Genomic DNA, 14,424 nt, shown 5'->3' with positions numbered 1-14,424 from the left:
GCTCAGTCCGTGCCAGCGGCGGCGACCGCAGCCACCGGCACGATGCTCACCGCAGCACCATCGCGCAGCTTGAGCTGACCGGCCGTCACCACCGTATCGCCGACGGCAGGTCCTTCGACGAGCTCGACCATGCCGGCCCGACGTGCCCCGGTGAGCACATCAACCCGTTTTGCCCTGCCTTCATCGACGCGATAGACGAACTGCACGTTTCCAGGTGCGGCAACCAGCGCCTCTTCGGGAACGACAGGCACCTCGGGGCGGGCCTCCAGAATCAGGCGCACACGCACGAAAACACCGGGGCGCAAACGATTGCCGCTGTTCGCCAGCCGGGCACGCAATTGCACTGCACGGCCCTGGGCATCGACCAGCGGGTCGATGGCGTCGAGCGTGGCGTCGAAACGCTCGCCCGGCAGCACATCGCTCGTGACTTCGAGCCGCTGCCCGACCTGCAGCCGGCCGAGGTAAAGCTCGGGCAAGCGGAAATCAAGCTTGAGCGTGGCAACATCCTCGACGTTGACCAGCGCCTCGCCATCCTTGATGTAGTCGCCGACACTCACCTTGCGGATCCCGGCAATGCCGTCGAAGGGGGCTCGGATCCGGGTGCGTTCGAAACGCGCCTGCGCCAGCGCAACCGATGCGCGCGCCGCCTCCAGCTGTGACTGCGCGGTGTCGAGGCCGCTCTGGCTGAAGAACTTGCGCGCGAACAGATCTTCGGCGCGGCGGTGATTGGCCACGGCCAGATTCAGACTCGCCTGCGCCTGCAGCAGTTCTGCGCGCTGCACGGAGGCATCGAAAGCCACCAGCACGTCCCCTTTGCGCACCGGCGAACCGTCGCGAAAGCCAATCTCTGCGATGCGGCCGGCCACCTCCGGGCGCAGCACGACCGATTCGTTGGACACCAGGGACCCCACTGCGGTGACATCGTCGGCCATGGGCTGAGTCCTGACCGGCTGCACCTCCACCGCCACAGCAGCGGCAACGGCCTTGGCAGCACCGGACTGCGCAGCGGCCGAGGCCGGCGCACCGCCGGTGCGAACAGACATCGTGGAAGAACGACTGGACTGCCAGGCATAGAGCCCGAGCATCACAAGTCCGGCAAGGCTCAGGGCAAGGACCAGCGGGCGGCGGTTGGACATGACATCGAAACTCTGGTCAGGTTGAACGACAAATGGGCGAAGAATTGTCACACAACACGCATATGACGAGCGGACCAAACGCACCGCTCCGGTCGCAGCGATTTTTCTGTGACGGCAGCATTCAGAGCACAAGCTGCGTCCGGAGTTCCATTTGCACCAAAGCCTTTTTGCACGGGCGCCTGCGGGTCACACGAGGCGCCAGCCCGAGCGCGCATCCACACACCCTCCAAGGCGCGGATTACACAAACAAAAAGGCCGGAAAACATCTCCGGCCCTCGTAATGCTTCAACAGTGAATTTCAGCGATCAGCCGACAATCGTCTGCGCCTCGCCATCCTGGCGCGCATCGATGCGACCGATGCGATGCACCGTCTCGCCTGCAGCACTCAGCTGTGCAGTCACCGCGTCGGCCTGGTCTGCTGCCACCACCACCGCCATGCCGATACCGCAGTTGAACACCCGGTACATCTCCTGCATGTCGACGTTGCCGGCCTCCTGCAGCCACTGGAACAGCGGCGGCAGCGTCCAGCTCGCAGCGTCGATGCGTGCGACGAGTTCGTCGCGCAGAATGCGCGGCACGTTTTCGGTAATGCCGCCGCCGGTAATATGGGCCATGCCCTTGACCACGCCCGGCATCGACTGCATCAGCGCCAGCAGCGGCTTGACGTAGAGGCGGGTCGGCTCCATCACCACGTCGCGGAATTTGCGGCCATGGAAATCGGCATCCAGATCAGGCTGGGCGACGTCGATGATCTTGCGGATCAGCGAGTAGCCGTTGGAATGCGCACCGCTCGAGGCCAGGCCAAGCACCACGTCGCCCGGCACGATCTTCGAGCCGTCGATGATGTCGGCCTTCTCCACTGCACCCACCGCAAAGCCGGCGAGGTCGTATTCGCCATCGGGGTACATGCTGGGCATCTCGGCGGTTTCGCCGCCGATCAGGGCGCAACCGGAGAGTTCGCAGCCCTGGGCGATGCCCTTGACCACATCGGCCGCGGTGTCGACATCGAGCTTGCCGCAGGCAAAGTAGTCGAGAAAGAACAGCGGCTCCGCACCTTGCACCAGAATATCGTTCACACTCATGGCCACCAGGTCCTGGCCAACGGTGTCATGCTTGTTCCAGTGGAACGCCAGCTTGAGTTTGGTGCCTACACCGTCAGTGCCGGACACCAGCACCGGCTCGCGGTATTTTTTCGAAAGTTCGAACAGCGCACCGAAACCGCCGATGCCACCGAGCACTTCGGGACGCATGGTGCGCTTTGCGAAAGGCTTGATGCGGTCGACCAGGGCGTCGCCGGCCTCGATGTCGACACCGGCATCACGATAGGAAAGGGAGGTTTTGTGCGCGCTCAAGATCGTTCCTCTGGCAGTACGGAAGCAGAATTCAACCCCTGTGGCAGCGCCCCGAGCTTGAGGCAATACCGCCAAGTGGCTACATTTACGTGTTTCGCGGGTCATATCGGCCCGCAGCTAGCCCATAATTTTACTTGAAATGAACACGCCCCGCGCCGATCGTCTGCAAACTGCTGCCTGGGCAGGTGCCGCCCTGGCACTGGTCGGCCTGTTCTGGCTGCTGTCTCCCATCCTTGCCCCCTTCGTCGTAGCCGGCGTGTTTGCCTACATCTGCGACCCTGCGGTCAATTGGCTGGTGCGACGAAAAGTGCCGCGCGCCGCCGCCGTGCTGCTGGTCATCACCGGCCTCGGCCTGATTCTGGTCACGCTGACGCTGATCCTGATGCCGATGCTGTACCGCGAAGCCGTCACCCTGATGCGACGCCTGCCCGACCTGATCGAGCTGTTCAACCTCCGCGTGAGCCCCCTGCTGCAGGCACGCTTCAATATCGACCTGCAGCTTGATTCGGCGCAGGTCCGCAGCTGGATGACCCAGCACTGGGACAATGCGCAGGACCTGATCCCCATCCTGCTCGGTCATCTCAAGACGGGCGGAATGGCCATCGTCGGCGTGCTTGCCAACCTGTTCCTGATTCCGGTGGTGATGTTCTATCTGCTGCAGGAGTGGCCGCGCATTGTTGCGGGCCTGCAACACATCGTGCCGCGCCCCTGGATCGGCCGCACCATGCGCATCATCGGCGACGTCGACTCCGTGCTGTCGGAGTTCCTGCGCGGTCAGCTCTCGGTGATGCTGTTGCTGGCCATTTTCTACAGCCTCGGCCTCTGGCTTGCCGGACTCAAGTTCGCGCTGCCGGTCGGCGTCATTACCGGCCTGCTCGTGTTCATTCCCTACGTCGGCTTTGGCGGGGGCCTGCTGCTGGCCATTCTCGCTGCCCTGCTGCAGGGCGACAGCTGGTCGCCGCTGATCGGTGTCGCCGTGGTCTATGGCATCGGTCAGCTGCTCGAGAGTTTTCTGCTCACGCCCTACCTGGTCGGCGAGCGCATCGGCCTGCATCCGCTGGCCGTCATCTTCGCCCTGATGGCCTTCGGCCAGCTGTTCGGTTTTGTCGGCGTGCTGGTCGCACTGCCGGTGAGTGCAGCCTTGCTGGTCGGCCTGCGCGAACTCAGCGCAGCCTGGTTTTCCAGCCCGGTCTATCTGGGCCAACGGAAGGACACATGAAGCAACTGGTACTGGACATCCGCAGCGACGCCCCACCCACGCTGGACAATTTCGTGGTCGGCGCCAACAGCGAGCTCGTCGCCAGCCTGTCGCTTCTCGCGACCGACCGCAGCCTGCTGCCCGCGCCCCATCTCTACCTGTGGGGGACGAGCGGCAAGGGCCGCAGCCACCTGCTTCAGGCTGCGGTCGCGGTTGCCGCCGCCAATGGGCGCCAGACGCACTACCTGAATGCAGACACCGTGCGCGATGCGCTGCCCGAGACCCCCGACGCGCTGCTGGCAATCGACGACATCGACCGTCTGCGCCCGGAAGCGCAGATCGCGCTCTTCAACGCATTCAACCGCGCCCGGCTCAATGGACAATCGCTGCTGCTGGCGGGCCTGCAGCCGCCGCTCGCCCTCGCGCTGCGCGAAGACCTGCGAACACGCATCGGACAGAGCCTGATCTTCGAAGTGCAGCCGCTGGACGACGATTCACGCGCAGCGATTCTCGCAACACTGGCCGAACGCCGCGGTCTGCGCCTGGCCGACGAAGTCGTCGACTTCCTGATGCGCCACGGTCGTCGCGACCTGCCCAGCCTGCTCGCGGCGTTCAACGCACTCGACGCCGCATCGCTGGAACAGAAGCGCCCGATCACCCTGCCCCTGCTGCGCGAGATGATGCAGCAGGGCCTGGCAATCTGAATCGCGCTTCACTCCCCGTATCGACAACATCACCACGCTTACCCGGAACACCTCATGGATCTCGTACTGTTCGACCTCGACAACACCCTGCTTGCCGGTGACTCAGACTTCGCCTGGGCTCAGTTCCTGATTGGCAAGGGCGTACTCGACCGTGAAGTGCAGGAGGCGAAGAACATTGCCTTCTATGAACAGTACAAGAATGGCACCCTCGACATTCACGAGTTCCTCGACTTCCAGCTTGCACCGCTCGCCCGCCACCCACGCGAACAACTCGACATGTGGCACCGCGAGTTCATGGAACAGAGCATTCGGCCGATGATCACCCCGAAGGCCAGAGCCCTGGTCGAGCAACACCGCTCAAGCGGCGCGATGGTCGCTGTGGTTACGGCCACCAACAGCTTCGTCACTGGCCCGATCGTGCGCGAATTCGGCATTCCACACCTGATCGCCACCATCCCTGCCCAGGAGAACGGCCAGTTCACCGGCAAGCCACGCGGCACCCCCTCGTTCAAGGCGGGCAAGATCGAACGCGTCGATGCCTGGCTCGAATCCCTCGGCCTCCACGATGGCAGCTTCGACAGCACCTGGTTCTACAGCGACTCGCACAACGACCTGCCGCTGATGCAGCGCGTGCAGCAACCGGTTGCGGTCGACCCGGACGACACCCTGCGCGCATACGCAGCCAGCCACGCCTGGCCGGTGATCTCGCTGCGCTAAACATTCAGAACGGAAACGGCCCGGGGAAGCTGTCGATATAGCTCGAGTGGCTGACCATCGGCATGCCGGGCACGCAGCGGTGGAGCGATACCCGCCCGGGCTCGAGGCAGTATGCGAGTGCCGCCCCCTCGCGGAGATCGAGCGCAACCTGGTGCGCCGCCGAACTGGCGACATGCACGGGCACCCCGCCCACCGTTGTTTGAATTGGGCGGTGCACGTGCCCGCACACGATGCCCGACACGGAGGCGCTTCTGCGGACGAGTTCTCCAAACCGCTCACGCCCGTGCAGCAGCCCGCAACGGTCCATTGCCTCGATGCCGGTGTCGAACGGCGGGTGGTGCATGAAGATCAGCACCGGCGTCCCGCCGCCCCCGGTCAATGCGTTTTCGAGCCATGCGAGACGATTCGCACATAGTTCGCCATAAGCCATGCCGTTTACCGACGTATCCAGCCCGATGATCCGTAACCGCGGCCCTTCGATCACGAACGACGCGTGCCCCGGCTCACGCGCGGGGACTTGAACCGGCAGACAGTCACGCATCATCGCCGCCGAGTCATGATTGCCGGGAACTGCAAACACCGGCATCTGCAGCGTCGACAGTGATTCGCGGACAAGAGCGTACTCGTCCGCACCGCCATGCTCGGTCAAGTCACCGCTGACCAACACGACATCGGGGCGTGGCACCAGGCGGTTCAGGTGGGCAACCGCCCGCTCAAGGCACTGCCGGGGGGCGACCCTTCCGTCCAGAAAGCCGCTCTCACGGCTGATGTGCAGGTCCGAGACCTGGGCAACGAGCATGCATGCCTCCTCTTCATCTTTCGTTTGACACCACCAGGGCGGCGAACCGGCGTGCCACCAGTTGCCATCGAAGCACTCTGCTGTGACACCACGATGAAGAACACATCATTCCAACATATTTCAACACTGAAACCTCGCCAATCAACAACTATCAACAAATCGTCACGCTGTCGTAACCAGACAGATCGAAAGTGCGGGGGCCCGGTTTTCGGCGGTCTCCGGTGTTCGCGAGACGCTCCCGCCGCGAACGTCGTGCGATCTACCCTCCCATCGCGAAGAAGGATCAACGATCATGAATTCCAGCAATACCCGCATCTCGAGGCGCGCTTTCCTCGGCAACACCGCAGCCCTGTCAGTCGCCGGCATGCTCGGCGGCATGCCCCTGCTGGCATCAGGCAAGGAACAGGTCAAGCTCAGCTTCATGTATCCGGTCGGCGTATCCGGCGACATCAACCGCATCGTCTCCGGCATGATCAGCGGCTTCAACGCCGCTCACCCGGACATTCTTGTCGAGGCCATCTACGCAGGCAGCTACGACAATACCGAACAGAAAGTCATGACCTCACTCGGTGTTGGCGACCCTCCAGGCACGTGGCTGCCGATCAACTCCGCACTGCAGACCTTCCTCAGCATGGGTGCGCTCGAGGACGTCACAGCGCTGGCCAAGGCGGATGACATCTACCAGGACTTCCTGCCCGGCTTCCTTGGCACCTGCATTTCGGACGACAAGCTTTACGGCCTGCCCTTCCAGTGCAGCACGCCTGTCCTCTATTACAACAAGGCCGCGCTGGCCAAGGCCGGCATCACGTCCGCCCCCAACAACTGGGACGAACTGTTCGCGACCGCAAAGGCGCTGACCGTACGTCAGGGGCAGGACGTCACCCAGTGGGGCCTGACCATCGGCGGCGGATGGCACGACTGGATGTTCGAGAGCTACGTCCGACAGAACGGGCTGGTGCCGTGGACCAAGGACAAGGTGATGTTCGACGCCGCCGAATCGGTGGATGCGCTCGAATTCTGGCTGCGCATGGCGCAAGCCGGCGTAATGCCGACCGCATCCACCTGGCAGGGCTCGGCCAACGACTTCATGGCAGGACGCACGGCCATGCTCTACCACTCCACCGGATCGATGACCAATCTGCGCAAATCCTCCCCGTTCGAGGTCGGCGTCGCACCGATGCCCAAGAACAAGACCTTTGGCGCGAGCATGGGCGGTGGCCCGATCCTGATCGCCAAGCATCAGCCAGACGCGCACAAGCGTGCATGCTGGGCCTTTGCGCGCTGGATGACCAACACGGCCAACCAGTCCATGTGGTGCAAGGAAACCGGCTACCTCGCCGCGCGCAAGTCGTCGTGGGAAAGCGCCGAACTGACGAGCTTTGTTGCCGAGGTGCCGGAGGCAAGGATTGCCCTCGACCAGGCCGCCTTCGCCGGCGCCTTCCTGCAGGTGCCGGGCTATCACAAGGTGCGCGAGTATCTGAAGAGCGCGATCGACCGCACCCTGATCGGTGAAATCCGCCCCGACGCTGCGCTGCGTGAGGCGACCGTCAGCTCGAATCGCGAGATTCAGCGCATGTTGCGCCGGCGCGGCTGAGCCTGCACCCGGGGCACGGATACCTCAGGTATGCGTGCCCCGCCCCTTCCGCAAGGACGATCTGCAAATGCCCCGATTCAAGCACGAAGACCTGCGCGACATCCCTGCTGCGGCCCTGATGCTGCTGCCGTCGCTCGTGTTTCTGGCCCTGTTCACCTACTGGCCGATCCTGCGTTCGGTCTGGTTCAGCTTTCACGATGTCATGCTCGGTTCGCCGGAGATCTTCTTCCTCGGGCTGGAGAATTACACCCGCCTGCTCGCCGACGGCCTGTTCTGGAAGTCTTTCGGCAACACCGCCATGTACACGCTGCTCACGATCCCGCTGTCCATCATCTGTGCACTGCTGCTTGCCGTCGCCCTCGACACCAGGCTGCGCGGCATGGCCTTCTACCGCTCGGCCTTTTTCTACCCGGTCATGATCCCGTCGGTCGCCGCCGGCATGGTGTGGGTATTTCTGTATGCCCCCGGTTACGGCCCGATCAACGGGCTCATGGCTGCACTCGGGCTGCCCCGCCTCGAATGGCTCTACGACCGCAGCTGGGCCATGCCGGCCATCATCCTGATGAGCATCTGGAAATACGCCGGTTATTTCATGCTGATTCTGCTGGCGGCCCTGCAGCTGGTACCGCGCGACCTCTACGAAGCGGCGAGGCTGGACGGCGTCTCCGCCACACGCCAATTGCTGCACATCACGATCCCGCTCATCTCGCCGACGCTCTACTTCGTGATCATCATCGGCGTGCTGCATTCGTACCAGATCTTCGATTACGTCTACGTGATGACGCAGGGCGGACCGGCAGACGCAACCAATGTATTGACCTTCTACATCTACCAGAACGCCTTCCAGTTTCAGGACATCGGCTATGCGTCGGCCGTCGCCAATGCCTTGCTCGTGTTCATCATGGCCCTGATCGCCATCCTTGCTGCCACGCTCGGGCGTCGGGTTCACTACCTCGGCAACTAGAGAAGGACTCGCTCATGCGTCATACCCTAAGCAAGTACTGGCACCACCTCGTGCTGTTGCCGCTCGCAATGCTCTGGCTCAGCCCCATGCTCTGGATCGGCGTCACTTCGCTCAAGACCAAGTCAGAGGTCTTCGACAGCGCAGCCAGCTGGCTACCCAGTGTCGCACAGTGGTCAAACTACCCTGCTGCCCTGTCGGTAGCGCCCTTCGGCCGTTACCTGATCAACTCGGTGCTGGTTACGGGCAGCATCATCGCTGCCCAGCTCATTACCATCACCCTGGCCGCTTACGCATTCGCCCGTCTGCGCTTCCCGGGCAAAAACCTGTTGTTCGGGCTGTTTCTGGTGCAGATCATGTTTCCGATCTACGCGATCTTTCTGACCAACTTCGTGACCATCCGTGAGCTCGGCCTGATGAACAGCCTGTGGGCGCTGATCGTCCCCTTCGTCGCCAGCGGCTACGGCACCTTCATGCTGCGCCAGGCCTTCCGCCAGGTACCCGCAGAGCTGGCCGATGCCGCCCGCCTCGACGGATGCGGACACCTGTCGACGCTGTGGCACGTATATCTTCCGCTAGTAAAACCGACCCTGGTGGCGTTTGCCATCATCTCCGTGGTGACGCACTGGAACGACTACATGTGGCCGCTACTGGTCACCAACAGTGAGGAAGTGCGCACCCTGCCGATCGGGCTCGGACTGCTGGCCAAGGCCGACAGCGGCGCCGACTGGACAAGGCTGATGGCCGCCACGATCGTCGTTGTCTCGCCGCTGCTGCTGTTCTTCGTCATTTTCCAACGCCGCTTCGTCGACAGCTTCATGCATGCCGGCATCAAGTAAATCGAATAAGCAGAAAGGACCACACTGATGGCAAGCCTCTCATTGCAACAGGTCGGCAAGACCTACGGTACCCAGACCGCCGTCGAAGCCCTCGACCTGGACATCGCCGACCGCGAATTCACCGTTCTCGTCGGCCCCTCGGGCTGCGGAAAATCCACCACCCTGCGGATGATCGCCGGCCTGGAGAGCATCACGTCCGGCCGTCTGCTGATCGACGGCAAGGATGTGACCGAGGTTCCGCCACAACAACGTGACATCGCGATGGTGTTTCAGTCATATGCACTCTATCCGCACATGACGGCCTACATGAACATGGCCTTCGGGTTGATGAAGAGCACACGCCTGGACAAGCGCGAGATCGAAGCACGGGTACACGAAGCTGCATCCATCCTGCACATCGAGGATCTGCTGCTGCGCAAACCCAACGAACTCTCCGGTGGTCAGCGCCAGCGCGTGGCCATTGGGCGAGCCCTGGTCCGCAAACCCAAGGTTTTCCTGTTTGATGAACCCCTGTCCAACCTCGATGCAAAGCTACGCAACCACATGCGCGCCGAACTCAAGCGTCTGCATTCGGAGTTGGGCATCACTGTGGTTTACGTCACCCACGACCAGGTGGAGGCCATGACAATCGGGACCCGGATCGCCGTCATGGCTGCAGGCCGGTTGCAGCAATTCGACACGCCGATGACGGTGTACCGCAAGCCCGCCAACACCTTCGTCGCCGCCTTTATCGGCGCCCCCGAAATGAATCTCCTGCGATGCCATCACAGTCAAACAGCTGAAGGCAGGGTCATCGATGGCATGTCGTTCAGGATCACGCTCGACGGTCCAACGCCAGCACCGGCAGGCGACGACATCCTCCTCGGGATCCGCCCCGAGGAACTCTTTCTTGCGCCGGCGGATACACTGCCTGGGGGGCAATTCATGGCCCACGGCACGGTCGGCCGGGTCGAGTTGCTCGGAGCTGACGCGCTGGCAGAGGTGGATCTGGGGCACCATCGCCTCGTTGCTCGGGTCAGCGCAGAACAGCTGCCGCAACCCGGACAGCAGGTCGTGCTCGGCATCGACACCCGTCGCGCACGGCTTTTCGACCCTGTTTCCGGATCCGCACAGGCCTGAGCGAAGCGCGACAGAAATGAATATCAGACAAGAGAAAATAGTCGAAATCCTCCACGCCACCCCCACCCTGAGCATTCTGGAACTGGCACGCTCGCTCAACGTTTCGGATGAGACCATTCGCCGCGATCTCAAACGCCTTGCGGACGAAGGCCTCATCGAGCGCTTTCACGGCGGGGCCCGTCTGAGCGCGGAACATTCCGAAGCGCCTTTCAAGCAACGCCTGCGCACCCGGGCGTCAAGCAAGCACGCAATTGCTTGTGCCAGCGCCGAACTGGTCGCTGAGGACAGCACGCTGTTTCTGGACAACAGCAGCACTGCCTGTTTTCTTGCGCGGCGACTTGCTCGACGCAAGGGTCTCACCATCATCACCCCCTCGATTCAGGTCGCCAGGCTGCTTGCCGAAGGAGGCAACAGCAACCGCATAATCGTTCCTGGGGGCGAGTTGCGCACCAGTGACATGACAATGGTAGGTGCATCTGCAATCAGCTTTGCGGCACAATTCTCGCCTGCCCTGTTCATGCTGTCGGTCGCTGCCTTGACGACGGGCGGCTGCCTGGATTTTGACCTTTACGAAGCCGAGTACAAGCGCACACTGATCCCGCACGCCGCGCAGGTCGTCCTGCTTGCGGATGCGAGCAAATTCGGCAGTGCAGGCCTCGTCCGCACCTGCAGCCTCGACGACATCGACGTCCTCGTTACCGACTCGCAACCACCCGTCGAACTGGCGCAGGCGCTCGCCCCCCGGACACGCGTCATCGTGGCGAACGTCAATCATGAACAAGGCGAGCTGGAGCGCGCCTGATTCTGTCGTCTCGCATCAAACTGATCGCTGGAAGCTCACAGCATCATGCTGACACTGCGACGCGCCCCATGGCCCGCTGCTGTTGCCGTGCGTCGAGCAGGCGACCGCGGTCAGTCCAAACGATTCCGGTGCACATCCGCCACAGCGCGTGCTCCGACGGGTATCTCGTCGCCCTGAACACGCCAATCCGTCATGGCCTGCGGCTGCATCGGTTATGATTGCAGGCTTGACTCGCACGAAAAACTGAAGCCTCGATGATTCGAAAACTGCTACGCAAGGTCTTTACCCGCGTTGCCACCCCTGTCCGCACCGACCCGGCCCTGATTCCCGTCGACCTGCATGGCATTCGCAGCGAACAACTTTCGCCCGCTGCGCGCAAGACCTGCGCCGTGCTGCAGGAGAACGGTCACAAGGCCTATGTGGTTGGCGGCGCAGTGCGTGACCTGCTGATCGGCCACCCCCCCAAGGATTACGATGTGGCCACCAGTGCCACACCGGAACAGGTTCGCGCACTGTTCCGGCGCTCGCGCATCATCGGCCGCCGCTTCAAGATCGTGCACGTGATGAGCGGGCCCGAGACCATCGAAGTCTCGACCTTCCGCGCCAGTCAGGACGCCGAGACCGACGAGCACGGACGCGTCCTGCACGACAACGTTTACGGCTCGCAGGAAGAAGACGCCAGCCGACGCGATTTCACCGTCAATGCGCTGTACTACGATCCGGGCACCGAAACCATCATCGATTACCACCACGGCGTTGCCGATGTGCGGCAGAAGACGCTGCGCATCATCGGCGACCCGCGCACACGGTATCGCGAAGATCCGGTGCGGATGCTGCGCGCCGTGCGCCTCGGCGCCAAGCTGGGGCTGTCGATCGACCCGGCCGCGCGCGCGCCGATCCGCGAGATGGCCGTGCTGCTGGAAAACGTGCCCGCGGCACGCCTGTTCGACGAGATGCTCAAGCTGCTGTTCTCGGGCTACGCGGTCAAGTGCCTGACCCAGTTGCGCGAAGAAGGACTGCATCACGGCCTGCTGCCACTGCTCGACGTCATCCTCGAACAGCCGATGGGCGAACGCTTCGTGTGGCTGTCGCTGGAGAACACCGACGAACGCGTGCGCCAGGACAAATCCGTCTCGCCGGGCTTCCTCTTCGCCACCTTGCTGTGGCACGAAGTGCTCAAGGCCTGGGAGGTTCGCAAGAGTGCCGGCGTCGCAAACCAGCCCGCACTGTTCGAGGCGATGGACGAAGTCCTCGATACACAGGCGCGCAAGCTCGCGATCACCCGCCGCATCGTTGGCGACATCAAGGACATCTGGGCGCTGCAACCGCGCTTCGACAAGCGTGCAGGCAAGACGCCCTACCGCCTGATCGAGCAGCCGCGCTACCGCGCCGGCTGGGACTTCCTGCGCCTGCGTGCGCAGTCGGGCGAGATCCCGATGGAGATTCCCGACTGGTGGAACAACTTCGCACACGCCGGGCACGACCAGCGCGAAAACCTGCTGCGAGCAGCCCCGCAGACGGCCGACGCGCCTGCAAAGAAGCGCCGCCGCAAACGGCGCAAACCCGCAGCAGCCGACGGTGAAGCGGCAATGGCGGACAGCAGCGCAGAATGAACTCAACCCTCGTGCGTGCGTACGTCGCGTTTGGTGCCAACCTGGGGGAACCGCGCGCGGCGCTCGATTGCGCCATTCAGGCGCTGTCCGAACTTCCCGGAACCCGTGTCGTCGCCTACTCGTCGTGTTACCGCACCGCGCCGGTTGGCGTGGAAGGCGAGCAGCCGGACTACACCAATGCCGTCATCGCGATCGACACCACGCTCGCGCCACGGCCCCTGCTTGAATCCCTGCTCGCGATCGAACATGCCGGCGGGCGCACCCGCGACTACCATCAGGCGCCGCGGACCATGGATCTCGATCTCCTCCTGCACGGCGACGCGGTCGTCGACGAGCCGGGCCTGGTGCTGCCGCATCCGCGCATGCACCAGCGTGCATTCGTACTGCAGCCACTGGCAGAGATCGCGCCCGATGCCTCGGTTCCGGGCATCGGCCGGGTAACAGACCTGCTGCCCGGCGTGGCCGACCAGCAGATTTCCCGCCTCTGACATCTTCGCCGTGCCCGCCTGGCTCACCGTCCCTGCCGCCCTGCAGAGCGTTCCCGTGTGGATGCAGACCGCCGCGCTGCTGACGCTCTCCAACGTGTTCATGACCTTCGCCTGGTATGGACACCTGAAGAACCTGCAACACCGCGCGTGGTACGTTGCCGCACTGCTGAGCTGGGGCATCGCCCTGTTCGAATACCTGTTGCAGGTTCCGGCAAACCGGATCGGCGCCACAACGCTCAACCTTGCCCAGCTCAAGATCATGCAGGAAGTGATCACGCTGGTGGTCTTCGTCCCCTTCGTGGTGATCTACATGAAGCAGCCACTGAAGCTGGACTACCTGTGGGCTGCGCTGTGCATGCTGGGTGCCGTGTATTTCATCTTCCGCAACTGAGTGATCAGTAATCCAGCAGGCTGCGGCAGGTTTCCTGGCGCCCGGTCAGCTGACTGAAGCGGGCAAGGCGCTCGCGCACAAACTCATCCGACACCCTGCGATCCGAACAGTAGTCGCGCAGATGCATTGCATGGGCCAGGTTTTGCATGTCGGCCACGGTCTTCGCCAGCGCGGGAAAGGTATAGCCTTCGGTGCCGCGCCAGTCCTTGTCCAGCGCGACATCGGCGGCCGGCGCGGAAACTGGCGCAGAAGCAGGCGCGGGAACGCCCTGGCCATGAGCGGAGGGTAGACAGGCAAGGCAGAGAAGTGCAACAAGCGTGGGTAAACGCATCGGGCCGCAGACCGGAAAGGGATACCTTCCAGTCTACGGCCCGACTTCGTTCAAACTTGAGGGATCAGGCTTCGAGCGCCTTCACGTGCGTAATCACCTCACCAATGGCCTGCTGCGCACTGCCGTACAGCATGCGGCAGTTGTCCTTGTAGAACAACGCGTTTTCGATGCCGGAGTAGCCCGCGCCCTTGCCGCGCTTGACCACGATCACATTCTGCGCCATGTCCACGTTGAGGATGGGCATGCCGTAGATCGGGCTGCTCTTGTCGGTACGCGCCACCGGGTTCACCACGTCGTTGGCACCAATCACCAGCGCCACATCGGCCTGCGGGAAGTCGGCGTTGATTTCCTCGAGGTCGAAGATCTTGTCGTACGGCACG

The 14,424-nt window shown here is 63.0% G+C and carries 16 protein-coding genes; 11 read left to right on the top strand and 5 right to left on the bottom strand.

What is annotated here, in order from left to right; all coding sequences use genetic code 11:
- Positions 1–2: 2 nt before the first annotated feature.
- Together AC22G6_RS02020 and purM are read right to left on the bottom strand one after the other, a co-directional pair.
- Positions 3–1,136, bottom strand: coding sequence for an efflux RND transporter periplasmic adaptor subunit (locus AC22G6_RS02020; RefSeq protein WP_487365405.1), 1,134 nt, complete (start codon positions 1,134–1,136; stop codon positions 3–5).
- Positions 1,137–1,441: 305 nt separating this feature from the next.
- A complete protein-coding gene (gene purM, locus AC22G6_RS02015; protein ID WP_487365404.1) occupies positions 1,442–2,488 on the bottom strand; it encodes a phosphoribosylformylglycinamidine cyclo-ligase in 1,047 nt (348 codons plus the stop codon).
- Between the two features lie 139 nt (positions 2,489–2,627).
- On the opposite strand from purM, the gene AC22G6_RS02010 reads away from it, so the two are divergent.
- From AC22G6_RS02010 to AC22G6_RS02000, 3 genes are read left to right on the top strand one after another with little or no spacing between them, the layout of a single operon-like run.
- Positions 2,628–3,707: an AI-2E family transporter gene (locus AC22G6_RS02010; RefSeq protein WP_487365403.1), complete on the top strand. Its 1,080-nt coding sequence runs from the start codon at positions 2,628–2,630 to the stop codon at positions 3,705–3,707.
- Positions 3,704–4,390: a DnaA regulatory inactivator Hda gene (hda, locus tag AC22G6_RS02005; RefSeq protein ID WP_108949248.1), complete on the top strand. Its 687-nt coding sequence runs from the start codon at positions 3,704–3,706 to the stop codon at positions 4,388–4,390. Before AC22G6_RS02010 ends, hda begins: the two co-directional genes overlap by 4 nt.
- Before the next feature lie 54 nt (positions 4,391–4,444).
- Positions 4,445–5,107 (top strand): histidinol-phosphatase, encoded by a 663-nt coding sequence (locus AC22G6_RS02000; protein WP_487365402.1) that lies wholly within the window; start codon positions 4,445–4,447, stop codon positions 5,105–5,107.
- A gap of 4 nt (positions 5,108–5,111) precedes the next feature.
- Here AC22G6_RS02000 and AC22G6_RS01995 read toward each other — a convergent pair whose 3' ends face one another.
- The gene (locus AC22G6_RS01995; RefSeq protein ID WP_487365401.1) at positions 5,112–5,906 is read right to left on the bottom strand and encodes a phosphodiesterase; all 795 of its coding nucleotides are present in this window, start codon (positions 5,904–5,906) and stop codon (positions 5,112–5,114) included.
- A 292-nt stretch (positions 5,907–6,198) separates the two neighbouring features.
- Here AC22G6_RS01995 and AC22G6_RS01990 point away from each other — a divergent pair, with 292 nt between their 5' ends.
- From AC22G6_RS01990 to AC22G6_RS01955, 8 genes are all read left to right on the top strand, one after another.
- Positions 6,199–7,500 carry an ABC transporter substrate-binding protein gene (locus AC22G6_RS01990; protein ID WP_487365400.1) on the top strand — a complete coding sequence of 434 codons (1,302 nt, stop codon included), beginning with the start codon at positions 6,199–6,201 and terminating at the stop codon, positions 7,498–7,500.
- 67 nt (positions 7,501–7,567) lie between these two features.
- Positions 7,568–8,464, top strand: coding sequence for a carbohydrate ABC transporter permease (locus AC22G6_RS01985; RefSeq protein ID WP_487365399.1), 897 nt, complete (start codon positions 7,568–7,570; stop codon positions 8,462–8,464).
- A 14-nt stretch (positions 8,465–8,478) separates the two neighbouring features.
- Positions 8,479–9,300 (top strand): carbohydrate ABC transporter permease, encoded by an 822-nt coding sequence (locus tag AC22G6_RS01980; protein WP_487365398.1) that lies wholly within the window; start codon positions 8,479–8,481, stop codon positions 9,298–9,300.
- Between the two features lie 27 nt (positions 9,301–9,327).
- Complete coding sequence (locus AC22G6_RS01975) at positions 9,328–10,419, top strand: ABC transporter ATP-binding protein (protein WP_487365397.1); 1,092 nt, start codon at positions 9,328–9,330, stop codon at positions 10,417–10,419.
- A 16-nt stretch (positions 10,420–10,435) separates the two neighbouring features.
- Positions 10,436–11,221, top strand: coding sequence for a DeoR/GlpR family DNA-binding transcription regulator (locus tag AC22G6_RS01970; RefSeq protein ID WP_108971137.1), 786 nt, complete (start codon positions 10,436–10,438; stop codon positions 11,219–11,221).
- Between the two features lie 254 nt (positions 11,222–11,475).
- A complete protein-coding gene (gene pcnB / locus AC22G6_RS01965) occupies positions 11,476–12,834 on the top strand; it encodes a polynucleotide adenylyltransferase PcnB (protein WP_108949250.1) in 1,359 nt (452 codons plus the stop codon).
- Positions 12,831–13,322: a 2-amino-4-hydroxy-6-hydroxymethyldihydropteridine diphosphokinase gene (gene folK, locus AC22G6_RS01960; RefSeq protein ID WP_487365396.1), complete on the top strand. Its 492-nt coding sequence runs from the start codon at positions 12,831–12,833 to the stop codon at positions 13,320–13,322. The genes pcnB and folK overlap by 4 nt, the downstream gene beginning before the upstream one ends.
- Before the next feature lie 61 nt (positions 13,323–13,383).
- Entirely contained in the window at positions 13,384–13,713 is a 330-nt protein-coding gene (locus AC22G6_RS01955) for a DMT family protein (RefSeq protein WP_108976846.1), read from the top strand.
- 4 nt (positions 13,714–13,717) lie between these two features.
- Here AC22G6_RS01955 and AC22G6_RS01950 read toward each other — a convergent pair whose 3' ends face one another.
- Positions 13,718–14,044, bottom strand: a complete 327-nt coding sequence (locus AC22G6_RS01950) for a hypothetical protein (RefSeq protein WP_487365395.1) — start codon at positions 14,042–14,044, stop codon at positions 13,718–13,720.
- Between the two features lie 64 nt (positions 14,045–14,108).
- Positions 14,109–14,424: NAD(P)(+) transhydrogenase (Re/Si-specific) subunit beta (locus tag AC22G6_RS01945; protein ID WP_487365394.1), on the bottom strand; the 316-nt coding region annotated here is incomplete at its 5' end.

The sequence above is a fragment of the Parazoarcus sp. PS-13 R2A genome (assembly GCF_057621855.1).
The sequence above is the reverse complement of the archived record's forward strand: the minus strand, read 5'-3'. Positions and strand labels throughout refer to the sequence as shown.

Bases quoted from the DNA above. Each gene is read 5' to 3' on its own strand.
- AC22G6_RS02020 (WP_487365405.1), bottom strand. From the start codon at position 1,136: ATGTCCAACCGCCGCCCGCTGGTCCTTGCCCTGAGCCTTGCCGGACTT.
- AC22G6_RS01975 (WP_487365397.1), top strand. From the start codon at position 9,328: ATGGCAAGCCTCTCATTGCAACAGGTCGGCAAGACCTACGGTACCCAG.
- folK (WP_487365396.1), top strand. From the start codon at position 12,831: ATGAACTCAACCCTCGTGCGTGCGTACGTCGCGTTTGGTGCCAACCTG.
- AC22G6_RS01995 (WP_487365401.1), bottom strand. From the start codon at position 5,906: ATGCTCGTTGCCCAGGTCTCGGACCTGCACATCAGCCGTGAGAGCGGC.
- AC22G6_RS01980 (WP_487365398.1), top strand. From the start codon at position 8,479: ATGCGTCATACCCTAAGCAAGTACTGGCACCACCTCGTGCTGTTGCCG.
- AC22G6_RS01955 (WP_108976846.1), top strand. From the start codon at position 13,384: ATGCAGACCGCCGCGCTGCTGACGCTCTCCAACGTGTTCATGACCTTC.
- AC22G6_RS01950 (WP_487365395.1), bottom strand. From the start codon at position 14,044: ATGCGTTTACCCACGCTTGTTGCACTTCTCTGCCTTGCCTGTCTACCC.
- AC22G6_RS02000 (WP_487365402.1), top strand. From the start codon at position 4,445: ATGGATCTCGTACTGTTCGACCTCGACAACACCCTGCTTGCCGGTGAC.
- AC22G6_RS01990 (WP_487365400.1), top strand. From the start codon at position 6,199: ATGAATTCCAGCAATACCCGCATCTCGAGGCGCGCTTTCCTCGGCAAC.
- pcnB (WP_108949250.1), top strand. From the start codon at position 11,476: ATGATTCGAAAACTGCTACGCAAGGTCTTTACCCGCGTTGCCACCCCT.
- AC22G6_RS01970 (WP_108971137.1), top strand. From the start codon at position 10,436: ATGAATATCAGACAAGAGAAAATAGTCGAAATCCTCCACGCCACCCCC.
- AC22G6_RS01985 (WP_487365399.1), top strand. From the start codon at position 7,568: ATGCCCCGATTCAAGCACGAAGACCTGCGCGACATCCCTGCTGCGGCC.
- hda (WP_108949248.1), top strand. From the start codon at position 3,704: ATGAAGCAACTGGTACTGGACATCCGCAGCGACGCCCCACCCACGCTG.
- AC22G6_RS02010 (WP_487365403.1), top strand. From the start codon at position 2,628: ATGAACACGCCCCGCGCCGATCGTCTGCAAACTGCTGCCTGGGCAGGT.